Below are 17,761 nucleotides of genomic sequence, written 5' to 3'. Positions count from 1 at the left end.
AGATGTCGCAATCCACACCGAACCCGGAGGCCCTCCCTCATTCCAAGATCATCCGATCACGTGTCGGACCGTTCGCAACCTCGCGGGGCAGTACAGCTAGCCCTTGGCCACCAGCGTCAGCACGTCGTAGCGGGCCACCGACTCGCCCTTCTGGTTCGCCACGTCGGCGTCCCAGCGCACCTCGCCGTAGTCCTGGTCCTCGCGCGGCGTGATCTGCTTGACCGTCAACGTCACCGTCAGCTGGTCGCCGGGGAACGTCGGCGTGACGAACCGCAGGTTCTCCAGCCCGTAGTTCGCGAGCACCGGACCGGGTTCCGGCGAGACGAACAGGCCGGCGGCGAACGACACCACGAGGTAGCCGTGCGCGACCCGGCCGCCGAAGAACGGGTTCGCGGCGGCGGCCTCCTCATCCATGTGCGCGTAGAACGTGTCACCGGTGAACGAGGCGAAGTGCTCGATGTCCTCCAGCGTCACCTCGCGCGGGCCCGCCACGACCGTGTCGCCCAGCCGCAGCTCGGCCAGCGTCTTGCGGAACGGGTGCACGTCCGCCTCCCGCCGAGGCGCTCCCGTGACCCAGCGGTTCGTGATGGCGGACAACGCCTTCGGGCTTCCCTGCACGGCTGTGCGCTGCATGTGGTGCAGCACGCCGCGCATGCCGCCCATCTCCTCGCCGCCACCGGCGCGGCCGGGACCGCCGTGCACCAGCATCGGCAGCGGCGACCCGTGACCGGTCGACTCGCCGGCGTCCTCGCGGTCCAGCACCAGCAACCGGCCGTGCCACGGCGCGACGCCGATCACGACGTCGCGCACGAAGTCCGTGTCCGCGGAGACGATCGACCCGACGAGCGAGCCGGACCCGCGGGCGGCCAGCGCCACGGCGTCGGACACCGAGTCGTACGGCATGAGCGTCGACACCGGCCCGAACGCCTCGACCTCGTGCGGCTGCACGGCGTCGGCGGCCGCGCGCAGCAGCATCGGTGACATGAACGCGCCGCGCTCGGCGTCGGCGTCCACAAGGGACAGCGCGCCGTCGCCGTAGACCACGGATGCGCTCTCCTGCAACGCCTTCAGCGACCGGAGGACCTCCTCGCGCTGTTCCAGACCGGCCAGCGCGCCCATCTTCACGGACCGGTCGGCGGGGTTGCCGATGACGACCTCGGCGAGCTTCGCGGACGTCGCCTCGGCCACCTCGCCGATCAGCGACGCGGGCACGAGCGCGCGCCGGATGGCGGTGCACTTCTGGCCGGCCTTGGTCGTCATCTCGGCCACCAGCTGCCCGACGAACAGGTCGAACTCCGGCGTGCCGGGAGTGGCGTCCGGACCGAGGATCGAGCAGTTCAGCGAGTCGGCCTCGGCGTTGAACCGCACCGACGACCGGATCACGGCCTGGTGCGTGCGCAGGTGCTGGGCGGTCGACGCGGACCCGGTGAACCCGACGAGGTCCTGCGGCGTCAGGTGGTCGAGCAGGTCGCCGGCCGACCCGCAGACCAGCTGCAGCGACCCCTCCGGCAGCAGGCCGGACGCGAGCATCAGCTCGACCATCTTCTCGGTGACGTACGCGGTCTGGGACGCGGGCTTGATCAGCGACGGCACCCCGGCGATGAACGCGGGCGCGAACTTCTCGAGCGGCCCCCACATGGGGAAGTTGAAGGCGTTGATCTGCACCGCGACACCCTGCAACGGCGTGCAGATGTGCTGGCCGACGAACGTGCCGCCGCGGCCGAGGGGCTCCATCGCGCCGTCGACGAACACCTTGTCGTTCGGCAGCTCGCGCTTGGCCTTGGACGCGTACCCGAGCAGCACGCCGAAGCCGCCGTCGATGTCGATCCACGAGTCGGACCTGGTCGCGCCGGTGCGCGCGGACAGCGCGTACAGCTCGGCCTTGTGCTCCTTGAGGTGCAGGCCGAGTGCCTTCAGCAGCTGCGCCCGCTGGTGGAACGTGAGCTCGCGCAACGCGGGCCCGCCGACCTCGCGCCCGTGCCGCAGCGCCGCGCCCATGTCGACGCCCGCGGACGAGATCCGGGCGATCTCCTCACCGGTGACGGCGTCGTGCAACGGCGCGCCCTCCACCGACGGCGTGTGCCATCCACCCGACACGTAGCTGCGCAGCAAGCTCATCGAGCCAACCCTTCCCGTGCTGGGCCGGCGGGTCCGCGCCGACCTCGTTCCCGCACGGTAGCAGTGGCCAGTGGCGCGTCTCGGAACGTCGGCGAGGTAATCCACGCTCAGCAGGACACCTCGCGGCACCGCCCCCACACCCCCGTACCACCAGTACGAGGATGTGGGGGCGGCACCACGATGCGCCCGTCTGACCGCGAATTCCCCCGGCACCGTTCCGAGCCACACCACTACGGTGATCACCATGAAGCTCGGCGCCGCCATCCCGGTCCTCAACGAGTGGCGGTTCCTGCCCGCCGTCGCCGGCCAGCTGCTCCAGGTCGCCGACCGGGTGCTGGTGCTGCGCGGCACCCGCTCGCTGTCCGGCGCCCCGGCCGAGCTCACCCCGGTCCCGCCGCTCGACCCGCGGATCGAGGTGGTCGAGGCGGCGTGGGCGAGCGAGCAGGAGACGCGCAACGCGGGCCTCGACGCGCTGGCCGACTGCGACTGGGTGTTCTGCCTCGACACCGACGAGATCCTGCTCGACCCCGACCTCCACGCCCTCGTGCGGCTCTGCGAGCAGGACGAGCACCAGGCGATCTCCGCGCGGCTGCGGACGTACTGGAAGACGATCGAGCACCGCGTCGACCCGCCGGAGGACCTGACGGCGCCCGTCGTGGTCCGCCGGGGCGCGCGGTTCCTCGACCGGCGGTTCGTCGACGCCGAGCCGCACTTCACCGACATCTGGCTGCGGCACCTGTCGTACGTGCGCACGGACGCCGAGGTGCGGGACAAGCTGCGGCTGTTCGGGCACGCCCACGAGATCGTCCCCAACTGGTACGAGGACGTCTGGCTGGGCTGGGACGCCGACCACGACCTGCGCGACCTGCACCCGACGCGGCCGCCGGTCTACCGCCGGGTCGTGCACGAGCCCGACGCCGAACTGCGCCGCGTGCTCGAACGCCACGGCGTGGACCTCACCGGCCTCGCCTGAGCCGGACCGCCTGAACAGCGAACGGCGCGGCTGACAGCGTTGTCAGCCGCGCCGCTCCACACCGGGGTCAGCGCGTTCCGAAGTCCTGCGTCCAGTAGTGGCCGTAGGTGGTGCCCTGCCGGTACTGGTGGCCGACGCCGATGTCCTTCAACGCGCAGTTCAGGATGTTGGCGCGGTGGCCCGCGCTGTTCATCCACGTGCGCACGACGTCCGCGGCGGTCTGCTGGCCGGCCGCGATGTTCTCCGCGGCCCTGGTCCAGCGGGTGTAGCCCGCCCGTTCCATCCTCACGACGAAGCTGCTGCCGTCGGATCCGTTGTGGCTGAAGAAGTTGCGTGCGGCCATGTCCTCCGAGTGGCGTTGGGCCGCCGTGCCCAGCGCCGAGTTCGAGAGCAGGGCGGGACAGCCCGCCTTGGCCCGTTCGGCGTTGGTGAGGGCGATGACGTCCTCCTGGACGGTGGCCGCCGTGGCAGGGGGTGCGAGTACGGCGGCCACCGACAGGGTCGCGGCGGCGAGCAGGGTCGTGCGGAGCGCGAACATCGTTGTTCCTTCTGGCTGCAGGGATCGGGTGGCGCGGGAGATCAGACGATCTCCCAGGTCACGTTGATGATTCCGACGGACGTGTTGGCCAGCTGGGAGAACGCCGGCTGGCTGAGGTCGATCTTGTTGGTCGGACAGCTCGGGCACTTGTCCTTGATCGGCACGGTGATGGTGCGGCCGTTGTGCGTGACGCGGATCGACTTGCGGCACAACGGGTCGTTGTTCGGGTTGGGCGACGTCCACAGGCCGGCGGGCGCCGCGACGAGCAGTTGCGTTGCCGCGTTGATCTGGGTGCCGCACGCGCCGTAGCCGGCGTCGTTGTAGTAGCTGGCGGTGCCGCTGACGGCGGAGGCCGTGCCGGAGAACAGGAACGAGAGGGCCGCGGCGGAGACGAGGGCACCTGCGGCTCTGGCTGTGCGCTTCATGGTCTTCCTCTCAAGGCAGGGGTTTGAGAGTCGGGGTCAGGCGACGGAGCTGAAGGTGACGGTGAAGCCGGTGCAGTCGGCGCACTGGAACACGGTCTGGTTGCCGGGCTCGGTGTCCTGTTTGGACCACGCGTAGGCCTTGGGGCAGCGGGACTTGATGGTGGTGCTGTAGTCGGTCTGCGCGTCGCGGTTCGGGTTGACGCAGTTGATGCGCTGCCCGCTGGAGCCGTACTTGACGTAGGCGGGGTTGCAGTAGGGCAACAGGTTCTCGGTGCACCCGGCCGTGGAGCAGGACGTGGAACCGGGTGGGACGACCGCGTTGACCGGGGTGATCTGCACCGGCACCGAGAACGCGTTGACGTAGCTGACGTTGTACCAGGGGGCGAGGCTGTCGCGGGAGTCGAAGTTGAACTCCGCGAGGCTCGCCGGCTGGTCGCCGAGGACGCAGCGGTCGGCGTAGACGCCGCAGTCGCCGACGGCGCAGCGGAAGTTCTGGCCGGACGTGCCGGTGCAGCCGGTCCTCGCGAAGAACTTGCCGCGCCAGTGGCCCGGCGAGGAGGTCTCGGGGATCGTGATGGTCGCGGACCCGCCGTTGGCGATCGTCGGCAGGCCGGTCAGGGCCCGCGAGCCGTCCGCGTTGACGGTGGCGCCGACCCAGATCGTCTGGCCGGTGCGGTTGACGAAGGTGACCTTGTGGTCGATCGCCGCGCTCGCCACCGGTGCGGTGACGCCGGCGAGGGCGAACGCGAGCGCGAACAGAGCGGTGACCCAACGGCCGAGTGGTCTGGTGGGCATCTGCGGGCTCCCTCCTGCGAGACCGGTGCCGGACGCACCGGCATCAGCCCCACCGTCACGCAGCGGAGTCGGTCGACGCTTCACGGTGAGACCGCAAACTTTCTAGCGGAGGTCCTCCGGCACCGGGAACCACCGCGTGCCCCGCAGCTCCCGCCGGCCGGACAGCCCGAGCTTGCGGTAGACCCTGGTGAGGTGCAGCTCGACGGTCCTGGTCGCCATCGCGAGCCGCGTCGCGATCTCCTTGTTCCCCAAGCCGGTGCGCACGAGCCTGGCGACCTCGGCCTCCGCGGGCGTCAGCACGGGCCCGGCGTCGCGGGTCGGTGTGGAACCGCTCTCATCCGCGCGCCGCACGAGCACGGTGGCGCCGATGTCGAGGGCGGTCGCCCGTGCCCGTGCGTAGATCTCCCGCGCTGCCAGGTGTTTGCCGTGCACGGCGAGACGATCGCCGTAGTCGCACAGGACCTCCGCCAGTTCCAGCCTGGCCTGCGCCATCTCAGCAACCGGACCGAACGCTCGTAGGCCACGAGGTCCTCGCCGTCCGGCGCACCCGCCCGCGCGACCGCCGACAGGCTGAGGCCGAGCGCCCGCGGTTCGCCCCAACGGGCCGCCGCGGCGTGCTCCTCCCCCGCGAGACGCGCCGCGTCATCGTTGTCACCGCACGCGGACGCGGCTTGGAACGCCCGGTGCCGCCACGGCAGGACGGCGGGGTTGAGGACACCGAAGGACGTCAACGCCCGGCCACACGCGAGATGTGCCTTCAGAGCGTCGCGCGGCCGACCCAACGCCATCTCCACCACCGCCGAGGCCGCGAGCAGCAGCGGGTGGGAACGATCGCCGTCGTGGGCGAGCAGCACCGTTTCGGCGCCACGCGGCTCGCCTCGCGCCACCAGGTCCTCCACCGTCCAGAGCAGCACGACCGGGCGGATCTCGGCCGTGACGCCGTCGTGCCGCAACCCATCGAGCAGCGCGGCGCACCTCGCGAGGTCGCCGGTGCGCAGGGCGACGCACGCCCTCGCGAGCAGCGCGATCTCCACGACTCGGTCGTCGGACCTGTCTTCTAGCAGAGCGAGACTGTGCGCGTCCGCGGCCACGAGCTCTCCGGCGCAGACCAGCGTCGCCAAGGCGCGCGACACGCACGAAGGGGTCTTGCGGCAGGCAGGGTCCGCGAGCGCCTGCTCCGCCGACTCGACGGCGTCCGTCCAGCTCTCGCCCGCGACGAGCAACGCGGCGGCGGTCGACGCGGGGCACTCGTGACCCGGACCCGGTCCGTTCACGCCGTCGGGACGAACGCCCGGCGCAGCCCCGGCCGGCCCGCCACCCCCATCTTGCGGTAGACGGCGGTCAGGTGGAACTCGACGGTGCGCAGCGTCAGGCCCAGCTCGGCGGCGATCTCGCGGTTCGACCTCCCGGCCCTCGCCAGCAGGGCGATCCGGCGTTGCTGGCCGCTCAGCGCGGACTCGCCGTCGTTGCGCAGCAAGCGGTGCGTCAGCTCGTCCGCCGCCCCGCTCCACTGCGGGCAGCAGGCGCTCGCCGCCTCCTCGCGCAGGCAGCGGACGTGCGCACGGGCGCGGTCGACCTCCCCGCGGGCGAGCAGGAGCTGCGCCAGGTCGTGCCGGGCGCGCAGGGCCTCGTCGGCCGTCGACACCCTGCCCAGGAAGGTGACCGCCTCTTCGAGGAGGACGTCGTCGCCCCCACGTGCCAGCGCCGAGGCGTGCAGGGCGAGTCCGATCTCCCTCGGCGCGCCCCACCGCCGTGCCGCCACGAGGTCCTTGTCGGCGCAGATCCGGGCGAGCACCAGGTCTCCCCCCGCGGCGGCGGCGAGCGCGGCCGACGACCGCCACGGCAGCACGGCCGGGTTGACGACACCCCGGGCGGCGAGCAGCCGGCCGCAGTCGAGGAGCTCCTCCAGTGCCGCGGCGGTCTGCCCCTCCGCGAGCAGCAGCCGACCGCGGGCGAACCGCAGCTCTGCGCTGTCCTGGCGGTCGCCGTCCCCGCGTCCGGCCTGCGCCACGGCCCGTGCCCGGACCAGCTCACCGGCCTCGACGAGCGCGAGCACCAGCCACGCGACCGCGACGCCCCGCGGCCGGACGTCCCTGCCCAGCGCGGCGTCGAGCAGCCGCACCGCCGCCCTCGGGTCGCCGCGCAGCAGCATGATCCGGCCGCCGAGCAGGTCGTGGACGTCCTTGCCGTGCTTGTGGGCGGAGCAGGTCCAGTGCCGGTGCGCCTGCGCGAGCTCGCCCGCGTGCACCAGGACCGTCACCGCCTGCCAGAACGTGCCGGCGTCCACCTTCTCCACCAGCACGCGCCGTGCGGCGGCCACGGCCTCGGCCCGGCCTGCACCGCGGTTCGTCGCCTGCACGGCCCGGAACACGCACTCCCGCGCGTCCGGCAGGCCCCGTCCCGCCGTCTCCGGGCAGCCCGGCACGTAGGCGAGATCGGCCGGTTCCAGCTCCGCTCCCCCGCCTTTCAGCGCGCGGGCCACCGCCTCCCCCGCGAGCAGGTCCGCCTCTTTCCACCGTCCATTGCGGATCAATTCGATCCGGGCGCGCCGAACGTCGCCGAGCACGTTGTCGTCCGCCACTTCGACGATGCCCTTCCCGCTCAAATCACACCGGAATGGGAATCCACCAATTGATACGCCGCACTACTACGGCTCGGCGTTGTGCCAGTACAGAGGCCTGCTCACGTCCCGGCAACCGTCTCAACTGGACTCCCACTTGGTCTGGACCATACCGGGAAACGATGGCCGCGTGAACCGGGAACTTTGTTTCTTCACCACCGGACGAGCGGATTCCGGCGAGCAATGTCGGGCAAGCACGCGCATTACGGCCACGTCAAACAAATGTCTTGTTCTGTCGTCCACCGGACACAGGAGCGGCCTGGCGGACAGCCGTGCGTCCGGTCACCGACGTACTTGCCCGATCGTCCCACCAGCGAGCACGATCGACGACGTGGACGAACTACGCGCGCTGATCGCCAAGCACGCCCACCCCGGTCTGACCACGTCGATCCCCGACGTCCTGGTCTCCAAGACCTCGGTCGGCGGTCCACCGGCACCGGCGATGACCGGCACGATCCTCGCGTTCGTCGCCCAGGGCCGCAAACGCATCGCGCTGGGCGACCGCGTCTACGACTACCGCGCCGGCCAGTACCTGGTCGCGTCGATCGACATGCCGATCACCGGCAACTACGTGGACATCAGCCCGTCCGCACCCGCGCTCGGCCTCGGCCTGGTCCTGCGGCCGCGCGAGGTCGCCGAGCTGCTGCTGGGCCACGACCTCCCGCAGGCGGCGGGCACGCCGGAGGGCCTGGCCGTCAGCGACGCCACCCCGGAGCTGCTCGACGCCGTCACCCGGCTCGCGCGCCTGCTCGACCGGCCGCGTGACGCCCGCGCGCTGGCACCGCTGGTCAAGCAGGAGATCCTGTGGCGGGTGATGACCGGCGACCAGGGCGCGGTCGTCCGCCAGCTCGGCGCGCAGGACAGCAGCCTCAGCCACGTCGCCAGGGCGGTGCGGTGGATCAGGGAGAACTTCGCCGAGTCGTTCAAGGTGGAGAACGTCGCGCGGATCGCGGGCATGAGCGAGTCGGCGTTCTACCGCCACTTCCAGGCCGTCACGGCGATGAGCCCGATCCAGTTCCAGAAGCAGATCCGCCTGCAGGAGGCCCGGTTGCTGCTGGCGACCACCAGGGACGTCACGAGCGTCAGCCGCCGCGTGGGCTACGACAGCCCGTCGCAGTTCAGCCGCGAGTACCGCCGCCAGTTCGGCACGCCGCCGAGCAGGGACGCGATGCTCAGGCCCGAGCCTGCTCTCTGACGTTCAGGTAGACCGCGCGGACCTCCAGCGTCCGTTCGACCTTCTCCAGCACGGGCGCGAAGAACTGCCGCCGGTGCTCGGCGTCGCTCATCGAGATCACCGAGAAGTACATGCTGCCGAACGCGGCGAACAGCGTCGCGTTGCGCAGCATCGCCGACGGCACGCCCGGGATCAGCGACTCCACCGCCGGCGCCCCGATCCACTGCTCGGCGATCGCGGGCGTGACGACGATCAGGCCGAGCAGCACGAAGAACGCGAACAGCGCGAGGCCGACCACCGCGGCCTGCACGAGCTGGCGGATGGCGAGCATCACCAGCAGGTTGCGCAGCTGCTGGCCGTTCAGCCGCTTGGCCGGCAACGGCTCCGGTATGTCCACATCGGACAACGGCGTGCCCTCGCAGGCACCCTTGAGGATCTCCGGCCGCAGGTCCTGCTCGACGCGCCCGATCTCGTCGCGCAGCCGGGCAGCCGCGGCCAGCACGGTGATCGAGGCGAACAGCAGCACGACGAGGCTCACCCGCGGCCACCGCAGCTGGTTCATCGCCTGCCACAGCTCCCCGGTGAAGAACAGGAACAGCGTCACGAAGAGCATCGGCGGCAGCGCGCGGCCGAGCAGCTGCATGCTGTTGCGCAGGTCCGCGATCACGTGCCGGATGGCCCCGCGGGTCAACGACCCCAGCCCGTAGGTGGTGGCGAGCATCGTCGCCAGGAACGCGAGCCCGAAGAAGAGGACGAACAGCGCCAGCGCGCCCCACACGGAGTCGGGCTGCTCCTCCGCCGCCGGCGCGGTGACCTTGCTGTCGATCGCGTACTGCACCAACGGCGTGATCACCGGCATCGCGGCGTAGGCGACCAGTACCAGCACGGTCGTGCGCGGCGAGAAGTTCGGCATCCGCCGGACGAACACCGACAGCAGCACCCACGCCGCCACCATCACCGCGACGATCAGCCCGAGCAGCACCCACCGCGACACCCCGGCGGACTGCTGCAGCACCAGCCACGCGAGGCTGCCGACGGCGACGAACGCCAGTGCGGGCATCATCCGCGGCAGCACGTGGGACCGGAAGCCGTAGCCCTCGATCATGGTGGGCGCGCCCTGGCGCACGAACCACTGCTCGGTCCGGCGCACCACCGCCTCGGAAGCCATGGCGTGGATCATGCCTCACTCGCGCAGCAACCGTGCCATCACGCTGAAGCAGTGCGTCGGCGCGATCCGGGCGAGCGCGTCGAACACGTAGGCGTCCGGCCCGACGAGGATCCGCGCCCTCCCCCGTTCGACGCCGCGGTGGATGATCTCGGCCGCCCTGTCCGGCGTGGTCGGGGCGATCCGGTCGAAGTCGGCCGCTATCTGGTCCCGTGACCGCCCCCGTTCGTCCTGCTCGGGGTGGAAGCGGCCGTTGCGCACGATGTTGGTCTTGATGCCGCCGGGGTGCACGGTCACCGCCGAGACGCCGGTGCCGCGCAGCTCCTGGCGCAGCGAGTCGGTGAAGCCGCGAACGGCGAACTTCGCGGCGCAGTAGGCGCTCTGCTTCGGCATGCCGACGAGCCCGTACACGCTCGACGTGTTCACGACGACGCCGTAGTTCCGTTCGACGAGGTGCGGCAGGAACGCCCGCGTGCCGTTGACGACACCCCAGTAGTTGATGTCGAAGAGCCAGGAGTCGTCCTCCGGCACGGACCTGAGCACCGTCGCGTGCGTGGCGACGCCCGCGTTGTTGAACACGGCGGCCAACGGCAGCGACGACCAGTCCCGCGTCTCATCAGCGAACCGCCGCACGTCCTCGGCGTCGCGCACGTCGAGAACCCGGCTCAGCACCGGGCCCTCCAACGACTCCGCCGTCTCCGCCAGTCCCGCCGCGTCGACGTCGGCGATGGCCACCGGCGACCCGTGCCGCGACAGCCGCCGCGCGAGGCTGCGGCCGATTCCCGACGCGGCTCCGGTGATCACGGCCGGACGTCCGGCGATCCTGCGCAGCATGAGGTGCTCCCTGTCGTCGTCGACGGCGGCACCTCACGTTAAGCCTCGCAGCTCCGGGAACTGGTCGTCCCGCCACTCCTGTGGCCGTTCGACACCTTCTTCCTCACGGGTGCGCAGGTCGACGCGGCGGATCTTGCCGGACACGGTCTTGGGCAGCTCGTAGAACTCGAGCCGCCGGATCCGCTGGAACGGCGCCAGGTTCTCGCGGGCGTACCGCAGGATCTGCAGCGCCGTCTCGCGGTCCGGCGCCCAGCCCGCGCTCAGCGCCACGTACGCCTTGGGCACCGCGAGCCGCAGCGGGTCCGGCGACGGCACGACCGCGGCCTCGGTGACCGCCGGGTGCTCGATCAGCACGCTCTCCAGCTCGAACGGCGAGATCTTGTAGTCCGACGCCTTGAACACGTCGTCGGTGCGCCCGATGTAGAAGAGATAGCCGTCCTGGTCGCGGCTCGCGATGTCGCCCGTGTGGTAGTAGCCGCCGGCCATCGCCTCGGCGTTGCGCTCCTCGTCGCCGAAGTAACCGACCATCAACGACATCGGCCGCTGCCCGAGGTCGACGCAGATCTCGCCCTCTTCTGCCCGCTCGCCGGTGACCGGGTCGACGAGCACGACCGGCACACCCGGCAGCGGGGTGCCCATCGAACCGAGCTTCACCTCGGCGCCGGGCACGTTGCCGACCGACAGCGTGGTCTCGGTCTGGCCGAAGCCGTCCCGCAGCGTGAGGCCCCAGTGCTGCCGGACCTGGTCGACGACCTCGGGGTTGAGGGGCTCGCCGGCCGCCACGACCTCGCGCAACGTCCCCGGCCCTCCGCTGAGGTCCGCCTTGATCAGCATCCGCCACACGGTCGGCGGCGCGCAGAACGTCGTGACGGCCTTGTCGCGGATCTGGCCGAGCAGCGCGGCCGCGTCGAAGCGGGCGTAGTTGTAGACGAAGATCGTCGCTTCGGCGATCCACGGCGCGAAGAAGCAGCTCCACGCGTGCTTGGCCCAGCCGGGCGAGCTGATGTTGAGGTGCACGTCGCCGGGCCGCACGCCGATCCAGCGCATGGTCGTGACGTGGCCGACCGGGTACGAGACCTGGGTGTGCTCGACGAGCTTCGGGCGGCTGGTGGTGCCGGAGGTGAAGTACAGCAGCAGCCGGTCGCCGGCCTTCGTCTCCGGGTGCGGCAGCGGGTCGTCCGGGGCCTCGGCGGCGTCGGTGTAGTCCAGCCAGCCGTCCGCCGTGCCGCCGACCGCGATCAGCACGGGGCCGCTCTCGAACTTGTCCGCGTCCTGCGCGCGGGCGATGACGTGCCGCACGGACCCGCGGTGCAGCCGGTCGGCGAGGTCGGCACGGCCGAGCGCGGTGGTGGTCGGCATGATCACCGCGCCGAGCTTCATCACGGCGAGCATCGACTCCCACAGCTCGGCCTGGTTGCCGAGCATGATCATCACGCTGTCGCCCCTGCCGACGCCGTGCGACGCGAGCCAGTGCGCGACGCGGTTCGACCGCCGGCGCACCTCGTCGAACGTGTACGCGCGCCCGGAGCCGTCCTCCTCGACGAGGTGCAGCGCCGTGGTGTCGTTGCCCCGCGCGATGACGTCGAACCAGTCGTGCGCCCAGTTGAAGCTGTCGTCCCCGAAGTCCGGCCAGGCGAACTCCTCCGGCTCGGTGAGCATCAGGTCGCGGGCCGCGCGGTAGGTGTCGTGACTGGACATTCCCCGAGGGTGAGGAGGGCGGGGCGATCGGTATACCCCCGTCCGGGGGTGTACCCCTTTTCGAGGGTGCGGGTGTGGGTGAGACTGCGGGCGTGTTGCCAGAACGTTTCCACGCGCTGCTCCCGCACCGCCTGGACATGCTGCGCCGGGCCACCGGGTTGCCCGTCGTGTTCGGCGGTGCCGTCACGCCGGGCAGGGACCTCGTGCTGAGCAGCTTCTCCGGCACGCACGGCACCTCGTTGCACGGGCTGCGCATCGGCACCGGCCGCGGCCTGGGCGGCACCGCGATCGCGATGGGCACGGCGGTGCGCGTCAACGACTACGCCTCCACCCGCGCGATCACCCACGAGTTCGACCAGATGGTGGTCGTGAACGAACGACTGACCTCGGTGTTCGCCTACCCGGTGACGGTGCGCGGCACGGTGCACGGCGTCCTCTACGGAGCCGTGCGCGGACAGACGACCGTCGGCGACCGGGCCATCAGAACGGCCGGTGCCATCGCGCAGGGCTTGGCAGGGGACCTGGACATGCCTTCTCTTCACACGCAGGCCGCACTCCGCGAGCTCTCGGAGGTCGCCAAGCTCGTCCGCGACCCCGTGCTGCGCGAACGACTGCGCAAGGTGCACCAGGACCTCGGGGGCGAGGCGCTCGTCGCCGTCCCCACGGGACTGACGCCGCGGGAACTCGATACGCTCCGGCTGGCCGCGGTCGGTGCGTCCAACCGGGAGATCGCCGCCGAGCTCGGGTTGAGCACCGAAACCGTCAAGGCCTACCTCCGCGGCGCGATGCGCAAGCTGGGGGTGCACAACAGAACCGCCGCCGTCCACGCGGCGAGGTCGACGGGAGCGCTCTGAATGTCGTGGCAGCAGAAGGCCGTGACCGGCACGGATCGCCTGTTGTACAAGCTGACCGGTGGCAGGCTCGGGCTCGTGGGGTTCAGCGGGCAGACCGGCCTGACGCTGATCACCACCGGCGCGAGGTCCGGTGAGCAGCGGGAGAACCAGGTCCAGTACGTGGCCGACGGCGAGTCGATGCTCGTGGTCGGGTCCAACTGGGGCAAGCCGCGGCATCCCGCCTGGACCGCGAACATCCTCAAGAACCCGGACATCCGGGTGAACGTGCGCGGTGACGTGCGGGACGTGCGCGCGACGTTGCTCGAAGGGGCCGAGCGGGAGGCCGCCTGGACCACGATGGTGGCGGCCTGGCCCGCGTTCCAGGACTACGTCGAACGGTCAGGCGGCCGCGAGCTGCGGGTCTTCCGCCTCACTGCGCGCTGAGTCCCAAGCCAGCCACACGCAGCCGACGACCATCAGCACGCCGTGCGCGATCCGTGCGGCGGGCGGCGTGAAGAACTGCGGCAGGAACAACGCGAACCCGGCCGCGAACACGATGGACGGCACGGTCCTCAGCTTCAGCGCGACCATGACCGCGGCGACGCCCATCGTGACGAGCCCGGCGCCGAAGGTCGTGATGGCGAACGGGTTGTAGCGCACGGCCTCGGCCAGTGCGAGGAGGTTCGGCTGCCCGGCGAGCTCGTGCAGCCCGAAGTCCTCGGCGCCGTAGTACGGCAGCGTGAGCCCGGCGCCGACCCAGAACGTGATCGCGGCCGTGCGGTGGACCTCCAGCAGCGCGATCGGCACCAGGATGAAGCCGATCATCGCGAACAGGTGCGCCAGCACCCACGCCTGCGACCCCATCGCGGCCGCGGCGCCGGCCGCGGTCGTCTCGTCCTCCCACGGTCTGACCGCGGGGTAGAGCAGGAACAGCAGCCCGGCGGCGGTGAGCGTCCACTTCACGGTTTCCCCCTGAGATCGTCGAGATACATCCGGATCAGCTGGTCGTAGGTCTCGTCGAGGTCCTCGGGCAGGCCGAAGCCGCCGCTGGACTCGATCGACGCGAAGCCGTGGGCGAGCACCCGGAGTCGTCGCGTGGCATGCACCGCCTCCGAGCCCTCGAGCCCGTAGCCGCGCAACGCCGCGAACAGGACCTCCATGAGCTTCATCCCCGCGGCGCGCTGCAGGTCGTCGTGCAGCGGGTCCATCGGCGCGGCCGCGTACCGCTTCGGGTACTCCGTGACGTACGCGCGGTAGGCGTGCATCAACGCCCTGACCGCGTCGTCGCCGGACAGTCCCAGCACCGCCTCGGTGAACCGGTCGGTCATCTGCTCGGTGACGCGCACGCCGAGGTGGCCGCGCAGCTCGGCGAGACTCGCGACATGCTTGTACAGCGAGGGCGTGGCGACACCGGTCCGCGCGGCGACGGCGGCGAGCGTGACCCCGTCGAGGCCGTGCTCGTCGAGCAGGTCGAGCGCGGCGTCGACGACCTTGTCGGTGGTGAGACGTGGGCGAACAGCCATAGCCGAAAAGCTAAAGCTATTAGCTCAACACGTCAAGGCAGTCCCTTCACCGTCGCCTGGGCCGCGAGTGGTGGTCTGAACCTCTTACACCCCTCTTTCGACCCCAATTGGTCACACTCGCGGTAGAAGTCGCTGGTCAAGAGCTAGATCACTTGAGAGCGCTCTCACATGACAAAAAGATGAAAAGGTTTACAAGTTGACCGTGGGTCACGTCGTGGCAACACTTCTGAACCACTGGGCGCAACAACTAAACACCCGGAAAGGTCGGTTCGATGCTTCGACGCATCGGGACGGGCCTCGCCGCCGCCTTCATGGTGGCCGCGGGGATCACCGTTGCCACCACCAGCCAAGCTCCCCCTGCCAACGCGGCGGTGACCTGGGCCGACGAGTTCAACGCTCCCGCCGGCACCGGTGTCGACGGCAGCAAGTGGCAAATGGAAGTCGGGAACAACAACGGCAACAACCGAGAGTCGCAGTGGTACCAGGCGGGCACCTCGAACGCGGTGCACGACGGCCAGGGCAACCTGGTCATCACCGCCAAGCGCGAGAACCCCGGCAACTACCAGTGCTGGTACGGCCGGTGTGAGTACACCTCTGCCCGCATCAACACCGCGGGCAAGTTCACCCAGACGTACGGCCGGTTCGAAGCGCGGATGAAGATGCCGCGCGGCCAGGGGATCTGGCCCGCGTTCTGGATGCTGGGTGCCGACATCAACAGCGGCAACCCGTGGCCGGGATCCGGCGAGATCGACATCATGGAGTTCCTGGGACACCAGACGAACACCGTGTACGGCACGATCCACGGCCCGGGTTACTCCGGTTCGGGCGGCAAGTCCCACGCCTACAACGGCCCGAACTTCTCGGACGGGTTCCACAACTTCGCGGTTGACTGGAAGCCGGGCGAGATCACGTGGTCGGTGGACGGCAACGTCTACGCCCGCAACACGCCGACGGACGTCAACGGCAACCCGTGGGTGTTCAACAAGCCCTTCTTCATCATCCTCAACCTCGCGGTCGGTGGTGAGTGGCCGGGCTACCCGAACTCCAGCACGACGTTCCCGCAGCAGCTGGTGATCGACTGGGTCCGCGTCTCGAACGACACCCCGAGCGGGAGTGGTTCGGAGATCCGCGGCATCGGCGACAAGTGCCTCGACGTGGCGTGGGCGAACACCGCCAACGGCACGCCCGTGCAGGTCGTCGGCTGCAACGGCAACACCGCCCAGAAGTGGAGCCGTCCCGGTGACGGGACCATCCGCGCGCTGGGCAAGTGCCTCGACGTGAGCGGCAGTGGCACGGCGAACGGCACGGTGGTGCAACTGTGGGACTGCAACGGGACAGGTGCCCAGCAATGGGTCGTGACCGGTGCGCAGGACATAGTGAACCCGAACGCGAACAAGTGCCTGGACACCGTGGGAGGTTCCTCGGCGGACGGCACGAAGACCCACATCTGGGAGTGCCTCGGCGTCTCCAGCCAGAAGTGGCGGGTCTGACGGGTCACGCGTGACCTGACCGGCCGGGCGCCGGTCGCGAACTCCTGGTTCGCGGCCGGCGCTCTCTCATGCCAGGAGCCGGGCGACCGCCCAGTCCTGCACGGCGACGCCCACGGACTTGAACACCGTCCGCCCCTGCCGCAGCGGCGGGTTCCCCAGCGCCGCGCCGAGCTCGACCAGCGCCTCGAGCCGCAGCACCCCGGAGTTCACCGCCCGGATGATCTCGCCGGCCTCGCTGAGCGCGGCCTCGACCTGGTCCACCACCACGACCTCCGCGGTCGCCAGCAGCTCCTGCGGCAGCTCGCGCATCACCGGCCGGTAGGACCCGATCGCGTTGACGTGCACCCGTTCCTTGAGGGCGTCGCACGCGAACAACGGCACCGTCGAGGCCGTCGCGCAACACACGACGTCAGCACTCTCGACGGCGTCCTCCGCGCTCGCCGCGACGTCCATCACCGTGTCCGGCAGCTCGTCCTTCAGGTCCTCCAGCAACGCCTCGGCCTTCTTCGCGTTGCGGTTGAACACCACGAGCTTCTTCAACGGCCGCACCGCGTGCACCGCCCGCACCTGGTCCGCCGCCTGGGCCCCGGCCCCGAGCAGCGCGAGGTGCGAGGCGTCCTCCTCGGCCAGCAGGTCCGTGGCCACCCCGACGACGGCACCGGTCCGCAGCGTCGTCAGCGGCACGGCGTCCGTGACGAACTGCCCGTCCGGGTGCGAGAACACGACCGTGCCCGCGATGACGGGGTCCCGCTCGACCTCGATGCTGATCACCTTGACCGCCGTCGACCCGGTCGGCCGGTGGTGCACCGCCATGACGAGGGACCGGCTGTCGCTGAAGGCGTGCCGCGGCGGCAGGTCGAACTCGCCCGCCGTGAGCCCGACGAACGCTTCCCTGACGGCATCGATCGCTGCGGGCATGGTCATGGTTCGGATGGTAACGACCCGTCACCCGGCCGGGTCAGAAGCACTCCAGCTCGAACTCGTCGAGCCGCACGGCCCTGCCCTGGTTCGGGCTGCCGGCCCCGATGACGGCCTGCACGTACACCCAGTGCGCTCCGCTCATGTCGAACGGCCACGACTTGAGCTGCGTGTACTGGTCCGCCGGCAGGATGCCGCCGCCGTTCGAGACCTGCGTCCAGCCCTCCGGGTTCCAGACCTGCAGGGTGACCTGCTGGTCGAAGTCCCGCGGCTTCGCCATGAACCGCGCCTCGCAGTTCGTGCGCCCCGCCCACCCGCCGACGTCGAACTGGCGGGCCTGCGCGGACCACCCGCCCGCCGCGTAGAGCCAGCCGTTGTTCGTCCCCCGGAACGCGTTGACCCCGTCGGTCTCGACCCCGCCCGTCGCCACCCCGCCGATCGCGGACGTGCCGGAGGTGCCGACCCACCGCTCCCCGTAGTTGCCCTCGTACCCGTCACCGTCGCGGTTCGGCGCCGCGTGCGCCGTTCCCGTGAATCCCGCCAGCACCACCAGGACAGCCGCCATCGCCACTACGCGCATGATCTCCCCCAAGCTCCGAACCCCTTGCGGGCGAACGTACTCGCGGCCATCGGACGGCTCAGGCGGTTCGTGTGAGG

19 protein-coding genes are annotated in these 17,761 nt (G+C 70.6%); 5 read left to right on the top strand and 14 right to left on the bottom strand.

From position 1 onward, the window contains the following. Nucleotides 1–96: 96 nt before the first annotated feature. On the bottom strand, nt 97–2,118 hold the full coding sequence (gene paaZ, locus ACFWV3_RS36905; protein WP_382418510.1) for a phenylacetic acid degradation bifunctional protein PaaZ: 2,022 nt from the start codon (nt 2,116–2,118) through the stop codon (nt 97–99). Nucleotides 2,119–2,362: 244 nt separating this feature from the next. Between paaZ and ACFWV3_RS36900 the strand changes: the two genes are divergently transcribed. Then, entirely contained in the window at nt 2,363–3,091 is a 729-nt protein-coding gene (locus ACFWV3_RS36900; RefSeq protein ID WP_382418508.1) for a glycosyltransferase, read from the top strand. A gap of 67 nt (nt 3,092–3,158) precedes the next feature. Here ACFWV3_RS36900 and ACFWV3_RS36895 read toward each other — a convergent pair whose 3' ends face one another. The 6 genes from ACFWV3_RS36895 to ACFWV3_RS36870 form a co-directional block, all read right to left on the bottom strand. Beyond that, the gene (locus ACFWV3_RS36895; protein WP_382418506.1) at nt 3,159–3,629 is read right to left on the bottom strand and encodes a CAP domain-containing protein; all 471 of its coding nucleotides are present in this window, start codon (nt 3,627–3,629) and stop codon (nt 3,159–3,161) included. Between the two features lie 41 nt (nt 3,630–3,670). Beyond that, on the bottom strand, nt 3,671–4,054 hold the full coding sequence (locus tag ACFWV3_RS36890; RefSeq protein ID WP_382418504.1) for a cysteine/serine endopeptidase inhibitor: 384 nt from the start codon (nt 4,052–4,054) through the stop codon (nt 3,671–3,673). A 36-nt stretch (nt 4,055–4,090) separates the two neighbouring features. Beyond that, nucleotides 4,091–4,849, bottom strand: a complete 759-nt coding sequence (locus ACFWV3_RS36885) for a thaumatin family protein (RefSeq protein WP_382418502.1) — start codon at nt 4,847–4,849, stop codon at nt 4,091–4,093. A 102-nt stretch (nt 4,850–4,951) separates the two neighbouring features. Beyond that, on the bottom strand, nt 4,952–5,149 hold the full coding sequence (locus ACFWV3_RS36880) for a helix-turn-helix transcriptional regulator (protein ID WP_382418500.1): 198 nt from the start codon (nt 5,147–5,149) through the stop codon (nt 4,952–4,954). After that, nucleotides 5,143–6,123, bottom strand: coding sequence for a hypothetical protein (locus tag ACFWV3_RS36875; RefSeq protein ID WP_382418498.1), 981 nt, complete (start codon nt 6,121–6,123; stop codon nt 5,143–5,145). The genes ACFWV3_RS36880 and ACFWV3_RS36875 overlap by 7 nt, the downstream gene beginning before the upstream one ends. Further along, nucleotides 6,120–7,430 (bottom strand): LuxR C-terminal-related transcriptional regulator, encoded by a 1,311-nt coding sequence (locus tag ACFWV3_RS36870; protein WP_382418496.1) that lies wholly within the window; start codon nt 7,428–7,430, stop codon nt 6,120–6,122. The genes ACFWV3_RS36875 and ACFWV3_RS36870 overlap by 4 nt, the downstream gene beginning before the upstream one ends. A 370-nt stretch (nt 7,431–7,800) precedes the next feature. Between ACFWV3_RS36870 and ACFWV3_RS36865 the strand changes: the two genes are divergently transcribed. Continuing rightward, nucleotides 7,801–8,664 (top strand): AraC family transcriptional regulator N-terminal domain-containing protein, encoded by an 864-nt coding sequence (locus tag ACFWV3_RS36865; protein WP_382418494.1) that lies wholly within the window; start codon nt 7,801–7,803, stop codon nt 8,662–8,664. Here the strand turns inward: ACFWV3_RS36865 and ACFWV3_RS36860 are convergent. From ACFWV3_RS36860 to ACFWV3_RS36850, 3 genes are read right to left on the bottom strand one after another with little or no spacing between them, the layout of a single operon-like run. Continuing rightward, complete coding sequence (locus tag ACFWV3_RS36860; RefSeq protein WP_382418492.1) at nt 8,642–9,811, bottom strand: hypothetical protein; 1,170 nt, start codon at nt 9,809–9,811, stop codon at nt 8,642–8,644. The two genes, ACFWV3_RS36865 and ACFWV3_RS36860, sit on opposite strands and share 23 nt — an antisense overlap. Before the next feature lie 15 nt (nt 9,812–9,826). Continuing rightward, nucleotides 9,827–10,642, bottom strand: coding sequence for an SDR family NAD(P)-dependent oxidoreductase (locus ACFWV3_RS36855; protein WP_382418490.1), 816 nt, complete (start codon nt 10,640–10,642; stop codon nt 9,827–9,829). Nucleotides 10,643–10,675: 33 nt separating this feature from the next. Beyond that, a complete protein-coding gene (locus tag ACFWV3_RS36850; RefSeq protein ID WP_382418488.1) occupies nt 10,676–12,340 on the bottom strand; it encodes an AMP-binding protein in 1,665 nt (554 codons plus the stop codon). Between the two features lie 92 nt (nt 12,341–12,432). Between ACFWV3_RS36850 and ACFWV3_RS36845 the strand changes: the two genes are divergently transcribed. Then, the gene (locus ACFWV3_RS36845) at nt 12,433–13,194 is read left to right on the top strand and encodes a LuxR C-terminal-related transcriptional regulator (RefSeq protein WP_382418486.1); all 762 of its coding nucleotides are present in this window, start codon (nt 12,433–12,435) and stop codon (nt 13,192–13,194) included. After that, complete coding sequence (locus tag ACFWV3_RS36840; RefSeq protein WP_382418485.1) at nt 13,195–13,617, top strand: nitroreductase family deazaflavin-dependent oxidoreductase; 423 nt, start codon at nt 13,195–13,197, stop codon at nt 13,615–13,617. It abuts the gene before it with no gap. On the opposite strand, the gene ACFWV3_RS36835 is transcribed toward ACFWV3_RS36840, so the two are convergent. Further along, on the bottom strand, nt 13,573–14,136 hold the full coding sequence (locus ACFWV3_RS36835; protein WP_382418483.1) for a hypothetical protein: 564 nt from the start codon (nt 14,134–14,136) through the stop codon (nt 13,573–13,575). The two genes, ACFWV3_RS36840 and ACFWV3_RS36835, sit on opposite strands and share 45 nt — an antisense overlap. After that, nucleotides 14,133–14,696: a TetR/AcrR family transcriptional regulator gene (locus tag ACFWV3_RS36830; protein WP_382418481.1), complete on the bottom strand. Its 564-nt coding sequence runs from the start codon at nt 14,694–14,696 to the stop codon at nt 14,133–14,135. The genes ACFWV3_RS36835 and ACFWV3_RS36830 overlap by 4 nt, the downstream gene beginning before the upstream one ends. 272 nt (nt 14,697–14,968) lie before the next feature. On the opposite strand from ACFWV3_RS36830, the gene ACFWV3_RS36825 reads away from it, so the two are divergent. Beyond that, entirely contained in the window at nt 14,969–16,186 is a 1,218-nt protein-coding gene (locus ACFWV3_RS36825; protein WP_382418479.1) for a family 16 glycosylhydrolase, read from the top strand. A 66-nt stretch (nt 16,187–16,252) separates the two neighbouring features. Here ACFWV3_RS36825 and ACFWV3_RS36820 read toward each other — a convergent pair whose 3' ends face one another. Beyond that, nucleotides 16,253–17,110 carry an ornithine cyclodeaminase family protein gene (locus ACFWV3_RS36820; protein ID WP_382418478.1) on the bottom strand — a complete coding sequence of 286 codons (858 nt, stop codon included), beginning with the start codon at nt 17,108–17,110 and terminating at the stop codon, nt 16,253–16,255. 34 nt (nt 17,111–17,144) lie between these two features. Next, nucleotides 17,145–17,684: a hypothetical protein gene (locus ACFWV3_RS36815; RefSeq protein WP_382418476.1), complete on the bottom strand. Its 540-nt coding sequence runs from the start codon at nt 17,682–17,684 to the stop codon at nt 17,145–17,147. Between the last annotated feature and the right edge of the window lie 77 nt (nt 17,685–17,761).

The organism is Lentzea sp. NPDC059081, assembly GCF_042738015.1.
Taxonomy (GTDB): domain Bacteria; phylum Actinomycetota; class Actinomycetes; order Mycobacteriales; family Pseudonocardiaceae; genus Lentzea.
This window is presented reverse-complemented; position numbering and strand designations above follow the sequence as displayed.